The organism is Mucilaginibacter flavidus (assembly GCF_024055575.1).
Taxonomy (GTDB): domain Bacteria; phylum Bacteroidota; class Bacteroidia; order Sphingobacteriales; family Sphingobacteriaceae; genus Mucilaginibacter; species Mucilaginibacter flavidus.
In genome coordinates, this window is the sequence record NZ_JAMXOE010000002.1 from 715,335 (window position 1) to 735,959 (window position 20,625).

Genomic DNA, 20,625 nt, shown 5'->3' on the forward strand with positions numbered 1-20,625 from the left:
CACATCCCCTTTCCCAGCCCCCCTGTGTTTATTCGGCGTTGCCGACATAGATGTTTCAAAGCTCCCATCCTTATTTTTCCCTCGCATCAGGCCGGTTTGTTTGTCGTACAGGTTATGGTAATTCTGGCTGCGTTTTTTGTAGACCTCAATTTCGGTAGCAGGTTTTCCTAGCGCTTTGCCTAATTGGTATATGGCGAAATCGTCATAAGCATATTCCAAAATGCGTGCGGCGTTTTCGTTATTTTTAACATCGTAAGGCACATAACCCAGCGTGTTGTAATAATCAACCCCGCGGCGGCCGGCAGCGTTGGGGCCTTTATTATTGGCACCATGCTTTAGGGCTTCATATAACGTTTCAATATCGTATCCCCGCCCATCTTTTAAATAAGCCTCTGCAACTACCGATGCGGAGTTATTCCCAATCATACAATCGGCGTACCCCGGGCTGCTCCATTCAGGCAGCCATCCACCTTCTTTATAATCGTTCACCAATCCTTCCTGCAACTGCTTGCTTACCGATGGATAAACCAAATTCAGGAATGGGTATTAAAGGATGTGTTAAAATTTGGGTTAATAGCGTTAAAAATTTTTTAACCGGGCCGAATTAACCGGTTTTTTAACCGGGGGACGGTTAATTGGGTTGATTAGGTTGGATTGGGTTGGGGAAATTAAAGACTACGATTTTTGTTTATTCCGCTACGCCGCTTCGATGTGGAAGCATAAGCATTTTTTTTATGAAAAGTGCTGACACTAATTTGTCAGTACTTTTCGCGTTTTTTAGGGTAGCAGACAAGGCAAAAAGTGCATTATTAATGCAGAAACAAGGTTTTTAACACGTTAGGGCGAGCTGTTCCTGTTCCACCCTGTTCCTTATGTTCCACTGTGAACAGGGTGGAACAGCGGCATAAACCTATGCCTTTATCATTATCCTGTATTTATTTATAATTTTATCATCATGAAGATTTTTTCGGAGCTGAAAAAAAACCTAAAGAACGACTTTTCAAATTTGACACCTGTTAAAGTTGCGTTGCTCGGCGATAACCCAACGCAATTACTGACTATCGCTTTGCGTGGAACAGGCTATGACATGGGGTTTGATTTACAAATTTGGGAGGCCGGTTTCGCCCAAATTGAGCGGCAGGTATTTGACCATGCTTCGGAATTTTATGCCTATAAACCCGATGTTGTTATTGTTTTTCATTCATCGCACCAGCTGCTTCAAAAATATAACAAGCTAAACCCGGAAGATTACAGCAGCTTAGCCGAAGAACGATTAAAGCAGGTTGAAAATCTGACGGCGGCGATAAATTCCGGCTTAACAGCAAAAATCATCTACTATAACTATCCCGAAATAAATGACGCTGTTTTTGGCAGTTACGCCAATAAAACGCCGTCATCATTCCTATTCCAAACCCGAAAGCTTAATTACGGATTGATGGAATTCGCCACGAATAATGCAGGATTTTACATTTGTGATTTAGCGGCTATTCAAAATCAATATGGTAAAGCAACCCTTTTTCAGCCGTCTGTGTATATCAATACAGGAATGGTTTTAAGCATTGATATTTTACCCAAAGTTGCCGCCCGTACTGTTGAGGTTATCGCTGCTATGTACGGAAAATTTAAGAAATGCCTGGTATTTGACCTGGACAACACTATTTGGGGCGGTGTGATCGGCGATGACGGTATCGAAAACATACAGCTCGGCAGCCTGGGCATCGGCAAGGCTTTTACCGAATTGCAACACTGGCTGAAAAAATTAAAAAACAGGGGCATCATCCTTGTAGCCTGCAGCAAAAATACGGAAGCCATTGCAATGGAAGCTTTTGAAAAGCATCCTGATATGGTTCTGAAACCCGATGACATCGCCATGTTTGCCATTAATTGGGATAACAAAGTCGACAACCTGCATCGCATTCAAAGTACGCTTAACATTGGGTTTGATTCGATGGTATTTTTGGATGATAACCCTTTTGAACGAGACATGGTCAAGGAAAATATCCCGGATATAACTGTCCCTGATTTACCCGCCGATTCCGCCGATTACCTTGAATATCTGTACAGTCTTAACCTGTTCGAAACTGCGTCTTGGTCAAACGAAGACGCAGAACGCACAAAGCATTACCAAATAGAAGCAAAACGAACTAATGAACAACAAAGCTTTGTTAACGAAGATGATTTTTTAAAAAGCTTAAATATGTTTTCGGTGGTGGAACCATTTACTAACTTCAATATACCCAGGGCCGCGCAGCTTACCCAACGCTCAAACCAGTTTAACGTACGCACAGTAAGATATACAGAAGCAGAATTGAAGAAGCTGGCGGAATCCATAGGCGTGTTCTCATTTTCATTTACACTGGCCGATAAATTTGGTGATAACGGCCTGATAGCTGCTGTTATCCTCAAAAAAGAAGATGACGACACTTTGTTTATAGATACCTGGCTGATGAGTTGCAGGGTGCTGAAACGGGGAATGGAAAACTTTGTGTTAAATGAATTGATTGACGCCGCCGCCAGAAACGACTTTAAATACTTAAAAGGTGAATACCTGCCAACAGCAAAAAACGGCATAGTGGCAGACCATTATGCAAATCTAGGCTTTACCGAACGAGATGGATATTGGACAATACCGGTCGACAACTATCAAACAAAAAACACTTTTATCAGCCGTAAATAATGGAGCACCCGGTAAATTATATTTATAATAAAATTGCGGCGCTTAACCCCATGCATGGCAAAAAGCTAAAAAAGAATATCGCTTTTTTTGATGATGGATATTATGATTTGGCAGATGCCTTCTTCGAAAAATACACCGGTATATTGCATGCACAGAACAAAACCTTAGACTACGCCATTGATTGTTACCTGCAAATGATTGCCGACGTAAATGCCGAGACAATTGAGTTTTTACGCACGGGCAAATACAGCAGCACCACGTTCGAAGAAGTAATCCAGCGCGTTTACGCCCGCCCGGAAACCATGGAATATTATATGCATGGGTTAATTATGTCGCAGTTTTTGTGGAAGCATCACTATCAAATAGTTGATTTTTTCATCAGCAATTTGCCTGCTTATAAAGATGAAACCAAAAGCTATTTGGAGATTGGCGCCGGGCATGGTTATTATCTTTCAAAAGCGCTGGAGATACTGGACGACAAAACGTTTTTTACGGTTGTAGATATCAGCGAAACGTCCATCGCGTTAGCAAAAGACTTTATAAAAGATGACCGGGTTGAATTTAATCTCCAAAATATTTACGATTTCAACAGCGATAAGAAATTCGACTTTATAACACTTGGCGAAGTACTGGAACATGTAGAAAACCCGTTACAACTGCTGGTAAAAGTTAATGACCTGCTTAGCGAAGATGGTGTGCTATTTTTAACCACTCCCACCAATGCTCCGGCCATCGACCATATTTACCTATTTGAAAGTGCCGACTTTATACGGGATATGATACATGTAGCCGGGTTTAAAATTGAAATGGAAGTAGATCTGTTGACCGAAGATGTATCACCGGAACGGGCCGCGAAATTTAAAATAGCCACCCTTTACGGCGCATTTGTTAAAAAAGATAAAGCAGCTTATTTATAACCCCTATGGACAGAAACGAGATATTAAATACCGTTAATAATGTTTTTATTGATGTGCTGGACGATGATTCGCTGGTTTTAACCGAAGCAACCACAGCTAATGATGTTGAGGAATGGGATTCATTAAACCATATCCAGTTGGTGGTAGCCATTGAGCGGCAGTTTAAGATCCGCTTTGCATCGCAGGAGATTTTGAGCTGGCAAAACGTCGGTGAAATGATTGATTCGATAGCCGCAAAATTAAACCAGTAGGCCTTCCCAACATGAAAAAGCCGTTAACCATTTTCATGATTAACGACTTATGCAAAGGGTTTTGGGTTTGATTATCTTTATTTGCTGCCCGAAACCTGCATTGGGTTTACACCCACTGACTGGCCCCGTGCTGCGGCAGCACTAACTTTTTGTTTAAACACCTGGAATTTTGATGGCTCCGGCATTTTGCCCCAATAGTTATTGCTTTCGTCAATGTCTGCGGTTTCGCGCATTGGGTCGAGTTTAATCGAGGCTACTTCTTTATCCTGTATGTAGAATTTGGAAGCGTGTTTTTCGTTTAGTCTCCAGATTTGCGCTGGTATCCGGTCAACAGTTTTTGTACCATCGGCAAAGGTAAATTCAACAATTATCGGCATAACCAGGCCACCTTTGTTGCTAAAGTCGAGCTGATAGAAGAATTTGCCGGCGTATTTGGTTTTATCCTCGTCAGTCATGGCTTCAGCAATGGCGCTCTGTTGAGGAGTCGCAAGTTCCTTGGTCATGTTATTGAATTTGGTGGTATCAACAGCAGCCAGGCCACGGTCGTATTTGTAATAAAAATCCTGTACCGAAGGGTCCTGGTCAACATAAAATTTGATATTCTTGTCTTCGCGGTTGCGGATTTTTGAGATATCATCGAAATCATTAACAGCCGGGGCATCAGCTTTTCTTGCAACCCTACGGTTAAACTGCGGCATTTTGCCATTCAGATCAGCTTTGGCGACCTTTACTGAGTCGAGCGAGATATCGCAAGGCTCGATGCCGTAAAACCAGCCCCTCCAAAACCAATCGAGATTTTCGCCGCTGGCGTCGCCCATGGTACGGAAAAAGTCGGCCGGGGTTGGGTGTTTAAATTCCCAGCGTTTTGCGTATTCTTTAAAGGCGTAGTCGAATAATTTACGGCCCATAATGGTTTCGCGTAAAATATTCAGCGCGGTAGCCGGCTTGGTATAGGCGTTCGGGCCAAAGCGAACAATGTTTTCCGAGTTCGACATTACCGGCTCCAACTCGTTTTTAGGCAGCTTCATGTAGTCGGTAATGGTATAGGCCGCACCTTTTTTGCTTGGATATTTGTTATCCCAAAGTTCCTCGGTAAGGTACTCCATAAAGGAGTTAAGACCTTCGTCCATCCATGTCCACTGGCGCTCATCGCTGTTTACAATCATGGGGAAAAAGTTGTGGCCAACTTCATGGATTACCACACCAATCATCCCGTTTTTGGTGCTTTCGCTATAGGTACCGTCTTTTTCGGTACGGCCGTAGTTAAAGCAAATCATCGGGTATTCCATACCATTTGCGGCTTCAACACTTTGTGCAACTGGATAAGGGAACGGAAAAGTAAAGCTCGAGTAGCTTTTTACGGTGTGCGCAACCAATTTGGTCGACAGCTTGCGGTAAAGGTTGTACGCCTCTTTACCATAATAGCTCATGCACATAACGGTTTTACCGCTAACCTTTTGGCCCATACCGTCCCAAACAAACTTACGCGATGAACCCCATGCAAAGTCGCGCACATTGTTGGCCTGGAAGACCCAGGTCTTTTTGGCAGTAGTAGGTGATGTTTCGCGTTTTTTAGCTTCGTCAAGTGTTACAATTTCAACAGGCTCGCTTGAAGTTTTGGCTTTGTTATATCGGGCAAGTTGAGTTGGTGTTAATACCGCTGCATAGTTAATACATTCGCCTGTTGCTCCGATAACGTGATCTGCCGGTACGGTCATCTGTACTTTAAAGTTACCGAAGGTTAAGGCAAATTCCCCCCTGCCGGTAAACTGGTGGTTTTGCCACCCCTGGAAATCGCTGTAAACACACAGGCGCGGGTACCACTGCGTCATAGTGAACAAGTAGTTGCCATCACCAGGGAAATACTCATATCCGCCACGACCGCCGAGGCTCATCCTGTCGGATATTTTATAGTTCCATTTTACGGTAAATATCATTTTCGTGCCCGGTTTCAAAGCTGCAGGCAAATCAATGCGCAGCATTGTTTTGTTAACAATGTATGGCAAGCTTTTGCCAAGCACATCAGTTATGCTCATTATTTTATCGCCATAGCCATTATCGCCGGCAGTTTTCGTAGCCCTGTCCAGCTGTAAGGTACCTGCCCCGCGCGGCATAAGCGAACTTTGCTGATAGTTGGCATTGTCGTTGTTGTTATGCTCGTTTTCGTCCAGTTGCAGCCAGATGTAATCAAGCGGATCGGGTGAGTTGTTATAGTAGGTGATGGTTTCGCTGCCCGTAAGCTTCAGGTTCTTTTCGTCCAGGTCGCATTTGATGTCGTAATCTGCACGTTGCTGCCAGTACTTGGTTCCCGGTGCACCGCTGGCGGTGCGTTGCTCGTTGGGCGTATTTAAAATAGTGCCCAACTGTTCAAATTTGTTACCATGGTTGCTTGTCGGATTGTTTTGAATATCCTGCGCCTTTACAAAAGCGCCAATAGCCAGGGTGCAAAAAAGTGAGGTAAAAACTTTTTTCATTGTTAATTATTATTTGTTTAGTCAGTTTACTAGTTAGTCGAAAATTCGGAAAAGACCGAAATTCCGAAAGAAAATTGGTGCTGTTATAACCCGAAATTATCATTCCGTATTAAAATATAAAATCCGAAATCGAAATTCCGAAATCCGAAATCAAAAAGGCAATCTCTCCAAAGCCATCTTTAAAGATAATGCAAAAACACCCGCCGACAAGAAAAAGACCCAGTCGCGGCGTTTCACCTTGATAACATTTAAGAACAGCACACCAATTATCAATATAATAGCCACCACCACAATTTGGCCGGCTTCCAGCCCGATATTAAATCCAAACAAACCTAAACCAATGGTTTGGTCCTTTGCCAGCATTATGCGGATAGCGTTTGCAAAACCCATCCCGTGGATAAGGCCGAAACACAATGCAAGATAATAATTTATCTTCGCACTTGTATCCCGCCGGTTTATTTGAAATATATTATTCAGTGCTGTAATAAATATAGTGCAGGGTATTAAAAACTCCACCCATTTGCTCGAAAACCGTATCACATCATAAACGCTTAACGCCAGCGTTAATGAATGGCCAATGGTAAAAGCCGTAACCAGTATCAGTACCCGTTTAATATCGCGGATTGAAAATACGCATGCCAGGGCAAGAATGAACAACTGATGGTCAAGGGCATCGGCACTAATGATGTGCTGCCAACCCATCTTAAAATAAAAAGCAAAGTCGGACATTGCGAACTAACCGATTTAAGCGCTAAATTTAAGCCGTTTTTTTAACTATAAGAACCAGGGTACCTTATGTGGGCTTTTATTTATCAACCGTTACTATATTGTTACATTGCATTGGGTATTGCGCTACCGGCAAAGCCATTAAAAAAGGCTTTCCACCCTATCCATGTAAGCACCACGAACATCAGCTATAACAACCAGGACAGTAAGCTGGAAATCATCTGCACCATTTTTACCGACGATTTTGAAGCTGCGCTGGCCAAACAATACCACGCAAAAACCGACCTTACCAAAGCTGAAATGCATGCCGCCATGGATGCACTGGTAAAAAAATACGTAACCGGTAACCTGCAGGTTAAAACCGGCACTGCTCCATTAAACCTTAATTACCTCGGCTTCGAAATTAACAAAGAGGCTACCGATGTTTATATTGAAACCGACAAAACACCCCCGGTTAAAAAAATAGCCGTGGACGTAAGCCTGCTGCACAACCAGTTTGATGACCAGATAAACATTGTGCACATTACCATAAACGGCGTACGAAAAAGCGAAAAATTGGATTACCCGGATAAAAGGGTGGAGCAGGTATTTTAACCTAGGTTTAATTGAATGAATGAAGGCAATTATATATAAGCTGGGACAGCCAACATATATTTACCGAATATTTGCAAACTATACTAAACAAATAGCAACTTTAGCTAAATTCCACTGGGATGAAATTATATAACACATATTTTTTATTGATCGGAATTATATTATTATCAGCAGGGATTTATTTAGGATTTTTCAGTCCGAAAATCCACGGCAATCAAATACTTAATATGATATTGGCATCAACAATAACTACTGGGTTTGTTTTCGTTATGCGAAGTTTTTATAAACCTAAAATATCCAAATAGCGATCCCAGCTGATAAATTACTTCTAAATGAGTTGATTAGTTAAAACAACGATTCAATTTAACCACGGGACGGCTTTCGCCGATATCTACGTTAATGCCGGGGCATCTGATTTTCGGTCAATTTTAAATTGGGCAGCTCAGCCAAGACTCCTGGCTAAATAAAAAGCTATTCTAAACTCAGGCAACCTAACCTGCTATCTTTCAGTATTGTTAAGTACAACTGCAATTAAACTATTTTCTTTTAAAACAGCTGTATCAAAACGGTGTTTTTACCCGTAATTAACAATACAACTATTGCATTTGCCGTTATTATACCGATGCTTTTGGTTGTTTTATTATATTAAACTTTACTGTATGAAAAAGGTATCCTCACTTATTTGCGCCGCTGTTTTACTGGCGATGATTAGTTCGTGTTCAAATAAAAGTACGCCGGCGCCCCCTGTGGACAACGGCGGTGGATTTACAAAAATAGCATTCAACGGCACGGGCGATATGACCGTAGCGCGCAGCAATTTTGCGGGCGCCGGCATTGGCGGAGCCGCTTTTTTTGCAGGCGGCAGCGCTGATAATGGCGCTACTTTTTCGAAAGTTGTAGATGTGTACGATGTGCTTGGAAACACTTGGTTTGCAGGCAATTTAAGTGAAGCACGTTATATGCTTGCAGGCGCAGGTGGTGGTGGTAAAGTTGCTTTTGGCGGCGGAAAAGGAGCAACAGGCGTTTCAAAAACAGTTGATATTTTCGACGCAAACAAAAACGTTTGGACTACCGCTCAGTTAAGCGAAGCACGGGCCGGCCTTGCAGCTGCATCTTTAGGTAACATAATAATTTTTGCCGGCGGAAAAGGTGCCGCGGGCGTTTCAAAAACAGTAGACATATACAATGCGCTAACTAACACCTGGACAACCGCTCAGCTTAGTGTCGCACGCACAGGCCTTGCGGCAGCTGCGGCGGGCAGCAAAATTATTTTCGCCGGTGGCGACAATGATGCAGGCGTGCCTTTAAATACCGTCGACATTTATGATATTAACACACAGGCCTGGACAACAGCTACGCTTAGCAGCGCCAAAGACCATTTTGCAGGAGCAGGCGCAGGTACTAAGATTGTCTTCGCAGGTGGAAACACCGCGGCAGCGGGCTTGGTGAATACCGCCGACATTTATGACACCTCAACCAACACCTGGACAACAGGCCAACTTTCCGAAGCACGTGAAGACCTCGCGGCTGCCGGCATCCCCAACAAAATTGTTTTTGGTGGAGGTTATAAAGGCTCCGGGTCATCAACCGTGGTTGATGTTTATGATATTAAAAGCGGCACATGGAGCACCCTTTCAATAAATAACGGGCGAAACTTGCTGGCTGCTGCAGCTGCCGACTTTGATATTGTATTTGCCGGTGGTCAATCAACAGGCGGCCCTTCAAAAGAGGCCGACGTGTTTACACTTTCCAACTAATTTAAAGTTGGTATACTTGCGCAACCGCACCATTTTTAAATGCGGTTGTGCTCGCCAATTCCAGGGGAAATAAGGACAAGGCTTAACAAAGTATTCACGAAAGCTGAGATCTTTTGCCACGCCGCACAATACGTCATACTGCGCTACCCCCCCCAGCTAATCCTAAAATCCTATCAATCCAATAAATCTTAGTTTTTTTTAACCCCTGTTACATTCAAAATTATAATGCTTTTGTGTGGAATGCCGAGCGTTTTCCCGGGTGTGGTATTGAGATAAAGTTTAAGGTAGCTGTCGGTTATACCTTTCATGGCATCGTCGGCGGCCTTTTTAAATTCGGGGTATGAGGCCGTTATTGCCTTTCGGAAAGTAATATTCCCTTTTTCGTCAACAAATGCCGAGTAGGAGTAGTAAAAATCGGTGTAAGCTTTGTGAATGGTAATATCATAAGTCGGCGAAAGATAATCATCAAACCCCATGCCTCCGTCTACGTCATTATCGGGCGTTACTTCTTTTTTAACCGTAATTAATGGCGTCTTCGGTGTTAAAACTGCTGGCTCGGTACCTGCAAAGGCGCTGTCGATTACTTTATCAGCCAGCGCAATTTTGGCTTTTATATAAGCAGTATCTTTCCTACTGGGCCTCCACACTTTTGAGGGCTCAGTATGCAGCACATTTTTTATGTAATCGTTAGTGTAAAACGTCATAAAAACATGCGTTTTCTCTTCTTGTATAATATTATCGTGTACATGCAGCACCATAAACTGCATGCTATCCTTTTTAATATATTTAAGCTTAAGCCATGCCCAGGCCACGTTGTAAACAGAGTCATGGTCGAAAACCACAGGAGTGTTCATGAACCTCTTCTTTTTCGGGCTGTAAATATTTACCGAATCTGTAGATGGGAAAGATATTTGCCACTCGGGCACCAACTGGTAACCAACCCGGCTAAACGACAGGCCGTTATCAAACGTACGCCTAACTTCGGTATACTTTATCCCCTGTATGCTTTTTAGCAGAGCCTGCGCTTTTATTTTATCAACCTGTAGCTTTTCCTTGAACTTTACCCTTTCAGGAACATGGTGACGGCACGAAACTGTTACTAATGGAAAAACGATTAATAAAATATATAAATATTGGGGGATATGCTTGCGGACAACTATGTTCATATACAATATTCGCGACTCTTTCAATAAAGCCGCTAAAATAACAAAATGTGTTAACGGATTGATTAAAAACTAATGCCGGGCGATATTGTTTCTCGCTATTTTTTCAGCAGAACACGTGCAGTTCATTAATTAATCAACCAACGCCAGCGCCTGTTCCAAATCCTTTATCAAATAATCCGCGTCTTCAAGCCCGGCATACATCCTTATTAACTGGTGACGGCCGTTGTTAGGGTCGTAATCGTTTTTGGCTACACCTGCTATGGCAGGTATTATTAAACTCTCGTGCCCACCCCATGATACTGCCATTAAAATATGCTTCAAGCCGTCGCAAAAGGTCTCTATTTTTTGTACCGATGAGTTCTTTAGCGTAAAACTAAACATACTGCCGCAGCCCTGCATTTGTTTTTTTGCCAGTTCTGCCTGTTTAAAACCGGGCAAAAATGGCCATAGTATTTTGTCGACGGCAGAGTGTTGCTGCAACCATGCCGTAACGATTTTGGCGGTTTCAAAGCTGCGCTGCATACGCAAGGGCAGCGTACGCAAGCCCCTGATAAGCAGCCAGGCTGAGTGCGGCGAAAGTGCGGGGCCGATATTCAAAAATTCATTGTTAAATATCTTTTTTATCAATTCGTGGCTGCCGGTTACCACGCCTGCCACCACGTCCGAATGCCCGCCCAGGTATTTGGTTGCCGATTGCGCCACCAGATCAATCCCCAGGGCAATAGGCTGCTGGTAAAGCGGACCGCAATAACTGTTATCAATCATGGTGATGATGCCTTTTGGTTTGGCTATATCGGCAACTGCTTTCAGGTCCTGCAACTCATAGCTAAAGGTATTGGGGCTTTCAAGATAGATTAGTTTGGTATTGGATTGGATGGCATTTTTAATTTGCTGCAAGTCGCTACCATCAACATAAGTGGCTGTAATGCCGAATTTCGGCAACAGGTTGTTAAAGAGCTTTATGGTCCAGCTGTATGGGTTTTCAACAACCACCGCATGGTCGCCTTGTTGCAGCAGGGCGAGTATGGGCACGGTAACAGCTGCAATACCGCTGCTGAAAACCAGCGCATCTTCGGCCCCGTCAAGCGCGGCCAGCTTTTTGCGCAAAATATTAATGGTTGGATTTTGTCCGCGCGAATAGAGCATCGCATCAAACTCTTCGCCCAGGGCTACCCGGAAATCGCTTACGCTATTAAAAGTAAAATTGCTGGTTTGAATGATGGGCGGCGATACGGCGTTAAAGTAGTCGCCCCGTTCTTCGCCAAGTTCATTCAGTATATACGATAGTTCCATGTTATGTTATTGTCCCTTGTTTCTTCTTGTATGTGCACACGTAATAAATAATCAGCCCAACAGCGTATGTTGCCAGGCAAATCAGCGCAGCATATGGGTTTTCTTTAAAAGTGATAAAAATATTAATGGTTACAAACCAGTACGAAATTATAAAAACCACCGGCACAAACGGAAACCATTTGATAGTGTAAATACCTGTACCATCAAGTTCTTTGGTTTTTTTGCGCAGAATGAATATCGCAACGGCAGCCAGCGAAAGACCTATGGTATCAAAAAACATCACATATTTTAGCATCTCGCTAAACTTTGATACAAAAAACAGCACCACAACTACCGCCGCTACAAAAAACGACATCCCGAATTCCTGCACCTGTGTTTTGGGGTTAACCTTTTTAAATATAGGCGGTAAAATACCATCCTCGGCCATAGCATAATATACGCGTGGGTTGGCCAGCACATTCACATTTACAAATGCCAGCACCGATAAAAATATCATCAGCGAAGTAACCTTGTAGCCGGTATCGCCAAAAATAACCCCCACCATTTTTGCAGCCAGCGATGGTGTTTGTTGCAGGCCGCCAATGCCCAAAACATGATAATAGGCATAATTAATACCCAGGTACATGGCCAGTATTACAAACATACCTGCCGCAATGGCTTTCGGAATATTGCGTTTGGCGTTAATAATATCGCCGCCAAAATTGATGGTTTGCTGGTAGCCGCCATAGCAAAAAAACACGGCAACCAGGCTTAAACCAACCGATGTAATAATGTTACCACCATATGGTACAGCCTGGATGGTTACCGGGCTCACATTACTTTTAAATACGGTTGAACAGATAAGCAGAATCATGCTCAGTTTAAATATTATCAGCAGGTTTTGGGTGCGGGCGCTCATTTTAATGCCCAAAAAGTTGATCACGTATAAAATAAGCACCGAGCCAATGGTGATAATTTTGGTTCCAAAATCATTCTGCAAACTTTCGGGGAGCAAAAAAGGCCTGATATAGTCGGCTCCAATAAGAGCCACTGCTCCAACCGATGCCGCGTTGCTAATAACCAATACCCAGTTAATCATAAATGCAAACGCGGGGTGGTAGCAATACGAAAAAACTTTGTAAAAGCCGCCGGTGGCCGGGTAACGTGCGCCAATTTCGGCAAAGGTAAGCGCGCCGCAAAAACTAATCAATCCGCCAAATATCCACGCGCCAAAAAAAACCCAGGCATTGCCCGCTTTTATGGCAACTTCACCAGGTGCGGCAAAAATACCCATGCCTATTACCAGGCTGATAACGATCATGGTAAGGTCGAAACGGTTAAGGATGGGCTTGATACTCATGTGAAAAATATGCGATTTGTTTGTTTTAAGATTTATTTTTTAAATTAATATTTTAAATTTGTTAGCTTTAGATCCCTGTTAATTAATAATAATTCTATTGTTTGCGCGGTAATGAAGATTGGTTTTAAGCAAATTAAGCAAATATTAGTTACCGCAATACTTTTGCTCAGTATTTCGCAGGCGATTGCGCAGCCAAAACAGTCGGTTACAGTTGTGAAACAATCTGCGCCTGCGGTTAAGCCGGCCCCTATGAGCCACCAGCTTGCCGAATTTATAAAGCTTGCTACTCACGCTGACGTGAATTTTAAGTTCCCCAGAGGCTTTAAAGAAATTAAAGCACCCGATAATGAAGATCTTTCGTTCGACTATGCCATGACACTGCCGGGCAAAGATTTTGAAATATGGTTACAGGTAAAATCGCAAAAAGAAAACTGGGCCAGTTATCAAAATGCACAGGGCAGGCCTAATGCAGAGCTCGCCAACCCCGACTCAACCTATAATTTAATAGCGCAAGCACACGCTGCTGCGTTTACCGGCGAAAATAAATTTTTTGTAAAACCCATGCCCCCCGAAGTGCTAACGCGTTATAACGCCGATGCAGGGAAATCATACCTGTTAACTTTGTTGGATTTGCCGGAAACCAAACATTATAAGTACGCATTGCTGATTACCCTTCAAAAGGACCATACCGGTATAATAGTAGCCGTTTGTTTTACCAACGATAAAGGGCCTGAATTTTTTAAGGATATGGACAGGGCCTCAAATTGCTTAAAGTTTAAGCAGGTAAAGAATTCGCAGCAGTAAATTACAGCGTAGCGATTTATAGCCCACCTTGCATTTCACACGCCATATTTATTTAATCACCTTTTTTAAATCCGCAACTATTTTTTTTGTAAAAATAATGGCGCCTGCATTCTGCAAGTGATATTGGTCTACGAATAAACTATCGGTAAAAATTGTGGTATTGTAGTAATTCAAATAGATGCCGCCTCGGCTCTCAATAATTGAGCGGCATTTCTCAAAATGCATATTAATCTGTTGCTGGTAGTAAACGGTATTAGCGAAAGATTTTTTGATGGGCGCCTGTATAAAAATAAATTTGATGTTTTGTTGCTTTAGCCACACAGCCAAACTATCCAGCCCGTTATAGTTGCTTTGGGTGTGCCTGGTTGGGAATTCGTCGTGAGCATCCCATATTTTACGGTTGATGTCCTTTGGCTTAACAGTTAACAATGCGCCGCCTTGTACATCAAAACAAATGGGGTATTCAAAATATTTTCGCCATATAATTTGATGGATGGAGTTATAATTTTTTAGATAAAAAAGTTCAGGCAGGTTGTTCCTGATAAAAGTTGGCGTGTTTAAATAGTTTGAGTAAGTACTATTCGGCAGCGACATAAATTCGCCCAGCGAAGCGCAAATAATAACATATTTAGGCTGATGCTCTGGTATAAACTTAGCCAGCATCAGCTTCATATCGGTTATTTGAGTACCCCACGATGCAAAATTATAATAGGACGTGTCCAGGTTTTGAGTTACCAGGTCCGACTTTAGTTCATATAGCGTTATTGACGAACCAATTGCCATCAGGTTTACCTGTTTAACTTGTTGCTTTTTAATATGCCGCATTTTTGCATCAAACAAATCCGAGCTTGTTACAATGGGCGCAAAACCAAGGCGAAACAATATCTCGAACAAAATAAAAACCGGCAGCCCAAACAATACTGCCTTAACCACGAATTTGTTTAGCTGCACTTTGTTCATCTCTAAAATTTAAAATAAACAAAGTCGGTTATATTGGTGGCGCTGAACACGAGGATGAAGAGTACCAGTCCGTAGTATATTAACATCTTTGCGCCTGGTTTATCAATACCATCCATTTGCAATGCATGTTCTTTGTCGCGCTGTTTCCACTCCGCAATAAACATGATGATGATGGCCAAAAGTGCAGCTGCCATATTTACCTTTTCGGTAATCGCAAAGCCTTTGAATAACGATGGCGAAAATAAGCGGCGGTAATAATCAAATGCCTGCCCCAGGCTATCGGCACGGAAAATAAGGAAGGTAAACATTAGCAGGACGAACATGCCTGCGCTATTTAAAAAAGTTTTAAAGCCGTTCTTTTCACCTTTTTTCTTTTTGTTAAGCGTGCCTTTTAATATTAGCGGGATGTAAAGGCACCCATTCAAAAAACCAAAAAACACGAAAGTCCAGCTAGCGCCATGCCATATGCCAATCAAGGTAAAGTTTATCAGTATGGTCAGTATCAAACCGAATTTGCCATAATCGCGGAAGTAAACGCTTAGGGGAGTAAACACATAGTCGGTTAACCACGATGTGAGCGAGATGTGCCACCTGCGCCAAAAATCGGCGATATTTTGGGCAAAGAACGGGTAGTTAAAGTTGCGCGTAATTTTAAAGCCAAGCAGGCTTGCCAGGCCGATTGCCATATCGGAGTAACCCGAAAAATCAGCGTAAACCTGTATAGTAAATAAAGCCATGCTGAACAATAGTGTGCTCGCTGGCAAAGTTTGGTAATGATTAAACACATCGTTGGTAAACGCGGCACAATTATCTGCAATTACAATTTTTTTGAACAGTCCCCACAAAATTTGGCGTAGCCCGTCTGCTGCCTGGTTGTAATTAAATACCCTTTCTTTTTTCAGTTGGGGGATAAGCGTTTTCGGCCTGTCGATAGGTCCCGCAATCAAGCTTGGAAAAAATGCAACGTACGAGCAAAACGTAACCGGGCTAATTGTTGGCTGTATCTTTCCATTTTTAATATCCAGCAAATAACTGATTATACGGAATGTGTAAAAGCTTATACCAAGCGGAAGGATAATATTAAGTGTTTGCACTTCAACCTTCACATTAAACCAGGCAAAAGCGCCTGCCATCGACCCGACAAGAAAATTAAAATATTTAAAAAACACCAGGCAGCCAAGTCCCTGCAATAAGCCAATCCAAACTAAAAGGCTGCGACGTTTTTTATTATCAGCTTTGCCAATGGCGATGCCTAAAAAGTAACTGATGATTGAGCTGCCTATAAGCAGGATGAGAAAACGCCAATCCCACCATGCATAAAATAGATAGCTGCCGGTTAATATTAAAAGATTTTGAAATTTGAGGCTACCGCTAAGCACATACCAGTACAACAGGAAAAACACAATAAAAAAGCACGCAAATGGTATGGAGGCAAACAACATCTGCGTCTATTTTGAGTTTAGCAATTCAATCAACCCGTACGACACATTCACGAATGCCACCAGCCGGTTACCGAACAATACCGCCGGCTTTGGCGGCGAAATTAAAAATGCCCCTTCAGCCACCAGTCGGTCTATTTCGGCAAGGATGTCATCAACCTCGAAACAAATATGGTAATACGTGATGTTTTTTTTGACGAATGTCTCTACTTGTTTGCCGGCTATCAACTCCATGTTAGTGCCATCGGCCAGGGTCAGCAACACCAATTCGGCGTTTTGTTGTACATCAAAAACTTTTTCGGTTTGTTTAGTAATGGTATGAATTTTAGAAATATTGGCTATTTCCTCATCAATGTTTTTGCAGGCAATACCTATGTGATGAAACTTCATACTTATTTACGCTTATGAGGGCCACTTACAGGCTGCGGCTGTATAATTACGGTACGCGGGCATACTCTATTTAGTTGCCATCGCACTTTAATAGTTTGCAACTTAGGACTTTCGACTTTCGACTCAAGACTCAAGACTATTCTAAATCAACCTGCATTCTTAAAATACATTACAACCCCTGCAATAACCGCTAATATAATCGCAATCAGCAAAATAATTTTCCCGGCGCTCCAGGGGCGTTTGCCGCTTACCTGCCCGGTATAACCGTTAATAGCAAACTGGTATGATTTATTTTTGTATACGTACGAACTTATCCATATCGGTAGTAAAACATATTTAATCATAACCTCCTGCAGTTCTGTTTCCGAATTATCGATACGTTGTTCATCCCCGCCGATGTCCTGCATTATGGTGCGTTGAATAACGGGGGCCATTGATGCCTTTGAACGTTCCAGCCCGTCCTGCGGACTAACCTGGTATGTTTCGGACCTGAACCCGCTGATATAACGTTCATCATATTTAACCAGCATGCTAAAGTCCCAGGCGCCAAGTTTGTTCAGCGTTTCCTGCGATACTGATGCACTGGCGCTGATGATGATATTCTTAAAAATATTGGCAACATTCCCGAAAACGGAATACCAGTTGGTGTGCCTAACTTCTCTGGTACGCTCTACCTGTTCGTCATCTACCGTTTCGTAGTAAGTTTCGGTAACGTAATAGTAATCGCCACGTTCGCCAGTATAGTTGGTAAGGGCGTTGGCATCGTAAACCCAGTACGGCAAATAAACCCCATCGATTGGCGATGATGCACCATTGCCTACTTTTGCAATCAGGTCGGCCGGGGCGAAGGATAAGCTTTTAAGCCAGGTTAAAAACTGCTGTTTAGCCATTTGCTGGCTTACCTTAAAGGGCAAAACATAATGCGGTTTCACATATTTCTGATTGTCCGACAAATCAACCACCAGGGCTGAACTACAGAAAGGGCATTTATCAGCAGTCTCATTTTTCTTTAAAACCGTAGTAGAACCGCAGTTATTACACCTAACTGTTTGCATTCCTTCGTCAAGAGTCGACGACTGGGTACTCTCTACAAAATCGTCGAAAGCAAACGGCTCGGTGTTATGGTCGTCCAGCGTACTGATCTCGTTGGAACTGCCGCAATGGTCGCACATTAAAGTTTGCGTGCCTGGCTCAAAATGCAGGGCTGCGCCACAACCCTTACAGTTAAGCGAATTGGTTATTACCGCAGTTTTTTCGTCGAATGCCATAAGGATGAGGTAAGGTGCTTTGGTTTATAATCAACCGGGTATTGCCGGAGGCATATTGTTAAAAATATCGGCTACTTCGGTCAAAGTGCTGGCCGCAGCCCATGCCGCCATTCCTTTTTTCCAAACCAATGTAGCAGCGGTAATACTTTGGCCCGATGCCATGCCGCTAAGCTGCTCCATACTGTATGGCCCTTCCGATTTGCCGTTCAAAACCACGAAGTATTGTGGTGCTTCGGGTACCGGCGGCGGTGCTACCGGTGGGGGCGCGCTGGCAGCCGGTGCAACCTGGTTATTTTGAAAGATGTTGCCCACTTGGCCCATCATGGCCGCGCCAACGCCTAGGCCCATGCCTGCCGCGCCAAGGTTACCACCAATGCTATTCTCTGCCGATTTTTCAATGGCATTTGCTGCCTGGAACTGTGCATAGGCCCCAAGGTTTCCCACAATGCCCATCTCGCTCCGTTTGTCGAGCGCCTGTTCAACTTCGGGTGGCAACGATATATTTTCGACCAGGAACTTGGTAAGATTAAGGCCCATTTCGGCAAAATCCGGCTGAATTTTGTCGGTTATCAGTTTTGATATTTCGTCGTAGTTGCTGGAGAGATCGAGCAGTGAAATTTTCGACTGTGCAATAGAATCCATCCCGCGCGACACTGCAATATTGCGTAATTGCCCATTTATGTCTTCAGTCTGGAAGTCGGGGTTGGTGGCCGATATTTGTGTAATAAATAACTTAGGGTCGTTTATGCTAAAGTTAAATGAGCCATAAGCCCGCAGCCTGACCGGCCCAAATTCAGCATCCCTGATAATTACCGGATTTTGCGTGCCCCATTTTTGGTTAAGGAACATGCGTGTGCTCACAAAATAAACATCAGCTTTAAACGGGCTGTTAAAACCATATTTCCAACTTTTCAGGTCGGTCAAAATAGGCATATTTTGTGTATTCAGCGTATACAGGCCCGGTTCGAAAACGTCGGCGATTTTGCCTTCGTTCATAAAAACAGCTACCTGGCTCTCCCGCACCGTAAGTTTGGCACCCATCTTAATTTCGTTATCCTGCCGTGGAAACTTCCAGATAATGGTATTGTTGGAAGCATCCACCCATTCAATAACATCAATAAACTGTTTCATCAACCTGTCAAAAATTCCCATGGCGTTGCTGGTTTTCGGATTTATCGCTTAAAAATATAAAATATTTTTATTTGTGGATGAGGTTAGGGGATTTATTGAGCTGGCGTTATAGATTTTGTCATTGCGAAGCGAGGTACGAGCGCGGCAACCGCGAACTTTACAGTGCGGCTTTGCATAGTTCGCGATTGCTTCGTTCCTCCTATGACATAGCTTTTTAATGTATATCGATTTAATATATATCGATATTCTCCAAATACTTATACCCGCTCCCCGTATTTATCATCAATACCTTCTCCCCTGCTTCAATCCAACCGGTGGCTTTTAGCTTTTTAAAAGCCTGCCATAGTGCAGCGCCCTCAGGAGCCATCAGCATGCCTTCGTTCCGGGCAATTTCTTTTAGGGCAGCACTCATTTCATGGTCGCTTATGGTAATGGCTGCTCCGTTACTTTCACGCAGTACTTTCAGTATTTGTCTATCGGCATAAGGTTTAGGCACACGCAGGCCGTTGGCAATGGTAAAACCACCATCGGCAAATTCAGACACCGGCAACCCGGCATTAAATGCGCTCACTATCCCGTTACAACTCTCAGATTGTACCGCAACCATGCGCGGGCGGTTGCTGCCGATCCAGCCTAATTGTTCCATCTCGTTAAATGCCTTCCACATACCAATAAGGCCTGTGCCACCGCCGGTAGGGTAAAATATCACATCAGGTAATTGCCAGTTAAATTGTTCGGCTATCTCATACCCCATGGTTTTTTTCCCTTCGAGACGGTAAGGTTCCTTCAAGGTTGATACCTGGAACCAGCCGTTTTGCAGCGCAAGCTCATTAACCAGTTTTCCGCAATCGCTGATGTTACCGTCAATAGCTACCAGTTCAGCACCGTACAGGCGGCACTCGTCTTTGAAAACCTGCGGGGTTAGTTTAGGCATATAAACTATAGCCTTTACACCAGCCCTGGCAGCGTAAGCGGCCAATGCGCCGCCGGCATTACCTGCGGTGGGTGTAGCTATGGTTTCAATTCCAAGTTCTTTTGCTTTTGATACCGCGGCGCTCAATCCACGCGCTTTGAACGAGCCTGTTGGGTTACCCGACTCATCCTTCCAAAAAACTTCATTATCGCCAACAAACTGCTTTAAATTCTCAATTGGGATTATCGGCGTAAAGCCCTCGCCAAGAGTTATTATATTTTTCTCATCCAACACCGGCAAAAGCTCCTTGTAACGCCACATATTGGCGGGGCGCTTAAGCAAGATAGATTTATCTAATCCTGCATCAAGATTATATGTTGCAAATAAAGTCGACCTGCATGCATCATTCACACAAACCGTGTTGATTACCTCAGCATTGTGCACAGTGCCGCATTCAGGACACGTTAAATTTTTTATTAGCGAACCGGTCCCGGTTTCAATATCAGTTACCATCATTATTATTACT

Annotated in this window: 17 protein-coding genes and 1 pseudogene; 6 read left to right on the plus strand and 12 right to left on the minus strand. The window is 43.3% G+C overall.

Annotated features, from left to right (window positions below):
• Positions 1-15: 15 nt before the first annotated feature.
• Positions 16-546: pseudogene (locus NAF19_RS07320) on the minus strand (glycoside hydrolase domain-containing protein); the annotation flags it as partial.
• Between the two features lie 409 nt (positions 547-955).
• Between NAF19_RS07320 and NAF19_RS07325 the strand changes: the two are divergent.
• Genes NAF19_RS07325 through NAF19_RS07335 form a run of 3 tightly spaced genes read left to right on the plus strand, consistent with a single transcriptional unit; the run spans position 956 to position 3,845 of the window.
• Positions 956-2,677, plus strand: a complete 1,722-nt coding sequence (locus tag NAF19_RS07325; protein WP_252789168.1) for an HAD-IIIC family phosphatase — start codon at positions 956-958, stop codon at positions 2,675-2,677.
• Complete coding sequence (locus NAF19_RS07330; protein WP_252789169.1) at positions 2,677-3,594, plus strand: class I SAM-dependent methyltransferase; 918 nt, start codon at positions 2,677-2,679, stop codon at positions 3,592-3,594. The genes NAF19_RS07325 and NAF19_RS07330 overlap by 1 nt, the downstream gene beginning before the upstream one ends.
• A gap of 5 nt (positions 3,595-3,599) precedes the next feature.
• Positions 3,600-3,845 carry an acyl carrier protein gene (locus tag NAF19_RS07335; protein ID WP_252789170.1) on the plus strand — a complete coding sequence of 82 codons (246 nt, stop codon included), beginning with the start codon at positions 3,600-3,602 and terminating at the stop codon, positions 3,843-3,845.
• A gap of 77 nt (positions 3,846-3,922) precedes the next feature.
• On the opposite strand, the gene NAF19_RS07340 is transcribed toward NAF19_RS07335, so the two are convergent.
• Entirely contained in the window at positions 3,923-6,319 is a 2,397-nt protein-coding gene (locus NAF19_RS07340) for a M1 family metallopeptidase (RefSeq protein WP_252789171.1), read from the minus strand.
• 150 nt (positions 6,320-6,469) lie between these two features.
• A complete protein-coding gene (locus NAF19_RS07345) occupies positions 6,470-7,048 on the minus strand; it encodes a HupE/UreJ family protein (protein ID WP_252789172.1) in 579 nt (192 codons plus the stop codon).
• 66 nt (positions 7,049-7,114) lie between these two features.
• Here NAF19_RS07345 and NAF19_RS07350 point away from each other — a divergent pair, with 66 nt between their 5' ends.
• Both NAF19_RS07350 and NAF19_RS07355 read left to right on the plus strand, forming a co-directional pair.
• Positions 7,115-7,639 (plus strand): DUF6702 family protein, encoded by a 525-nt coding sequence (locus NAF19_RS07350; protein ID WP_252789173.1) that lies wholly within the window; start codon positions 7,115-7,117, stop codon positions 7,637-7,639.
• 659 nt (positions 7,640-8,298) lie between these two features.
• Positions 8,299-9,396, plus strand: coding sequence for a Kelch repeat-containing protein (locus tag NAF19_RS07355; protein ID WP_252789174.1), 1,098 nt, complete (start codon positions 8,299-8,301; stop codon positions 9,394-9,396).
• A gap of 188 nt (positions 9,397-9,584) precedes the next feature.
• Here NAF19_RS07355 and NAF19_RS07360 read toward each other — a convergent pair whose 3' ends face one another.
• From NAF19_RS07360 to NAF19_RS07370, 3 genes are all read right to left on the minus strand, one after another.
• The gene (locus tag NAF19_RS07360; protein ID WP_252789175.1) at positions 9,585-10,562 is read right to left on the minus strand and encodes a hypothetical protein; all 978 of its coding nucleotides are present in this window, start codon (positions 10,560-10,562) and stop codon (positions 9,585-9,587) included.
• A gap of 129 nt (positions 10,563-10,691) precedes the next feature.
• Entirely contained in the window at positions 10,692-11,855 is a 1,164-nt protein-coding gene (locus tag NAF19_RS07365) for a trans-sulfuration enzyme family protein (RefSeq protein ID WP_252789176.1), read from the minus strand.
• Between the two features lies 1 nt (position 11,856).
• On the minus strand, positions 11,857-13,194 hold the full coding sequence (locus tag NAF19_RS07370; protein WP_252789177.1) for an APC family permease: 1,338 nt from the start codon (positions 13,192-13,194) through the stop codon (positions 11,857-11,859).
• A gap of 111 nt (positions 13,195-13,305) precedes the next feature.
• Between NAF19_RS07370 and NAF19_RS07375 the strand changes: the two genes are divergently transcribed.
• Complete coding sequence (locus NAF19_RS07375) at positions 13,306-13,998, plus strand: hypothetical protein (protein ID WP_252789178.1); 693 nt, start codon at positions 13,306-13,308, stop codon at positions 13,996-13,998.
• 48 nt (positions 13,999-14,046) lie between these two features.
• On the opposite strand, the gene NAF19_RS07380 is transcribed toward NAF19_RS07375, so the two are convergent.
• The 6 genes from NAF19_RS07380 to NAF19_RS07405 all read right to left on the minus strand — a co-directional run bounded on the left by NAF19_RS07380 (position 14,047) and on the right by NAF19_RS07405 (position 20,615).
• Complete coding sequence (locus NAF19_RS07380) at positions 14,047-14,958, minus strand: hypothetical protein (RefSeq protein ID WP_252789179.1); 912 nt, start codon at positions 14,956-14,958, stop codon at positions 14,047-14,049.
• 2 nt (positions 14,959-14,960) lie between these two features.
• Positions 14,961-16,400, minus strand: a complete 1,440-nt coding sequence (locus NAF19_RS07385) for an MBOAT family O-acyltransferase (RefSeq protein WP_252789180.1) — start codon at positions 16,398-16,400, stop codon at positions 14,961-14,963.
• Positions 16,401-16,406: 6 nt separating this feature from the next.
• A complete protein-coding gene (locus tag NAF19_RS07390; protein WP_252789181.1) occupies positions 16,407-16,787 on the minus strand; it encodes a VOC family protein in 381 nt (126 codons plus the stop codon).
• Positions 16,788-16,933: 146 nt separating this feature from the next.
• Entirely contained in the window at positions 16,934-18,055 is a 1,122-nt protein-coding gene (locus NAF19_RS07395) for a TFIIB-type zinc ribbon-containing protein (protein WP_252789182.1), read from the minus strand.
• A gap of 30 nt (positions 18,056-18,085) precedes the next feature.
• Positions 18,086-19,207 carry an SPFH domain-containing protein gene (locus tag NAF19_RS07400; protein WP_252789183.1) on the minus strand — a complete coding sequence of 374 codons (1,122 nt, stop codon included), beginning with the start codon at positions 19,205-19,207 and terminating at the stop codon, positions 18,086-18,088.
• Between the two features lie 208 nt (positions 19,208-19,415).
• Entirely contained in the window at positions 19,416-20,615 is a 1,200-nt protein-coding gene (locus NAF19_RS07405) for a threonine synthase (RefSeq protein ID WP_252789184.1), read from the minus strand.
• Positions 20,616-20,625: the final 10 nt, after the last annotated feature.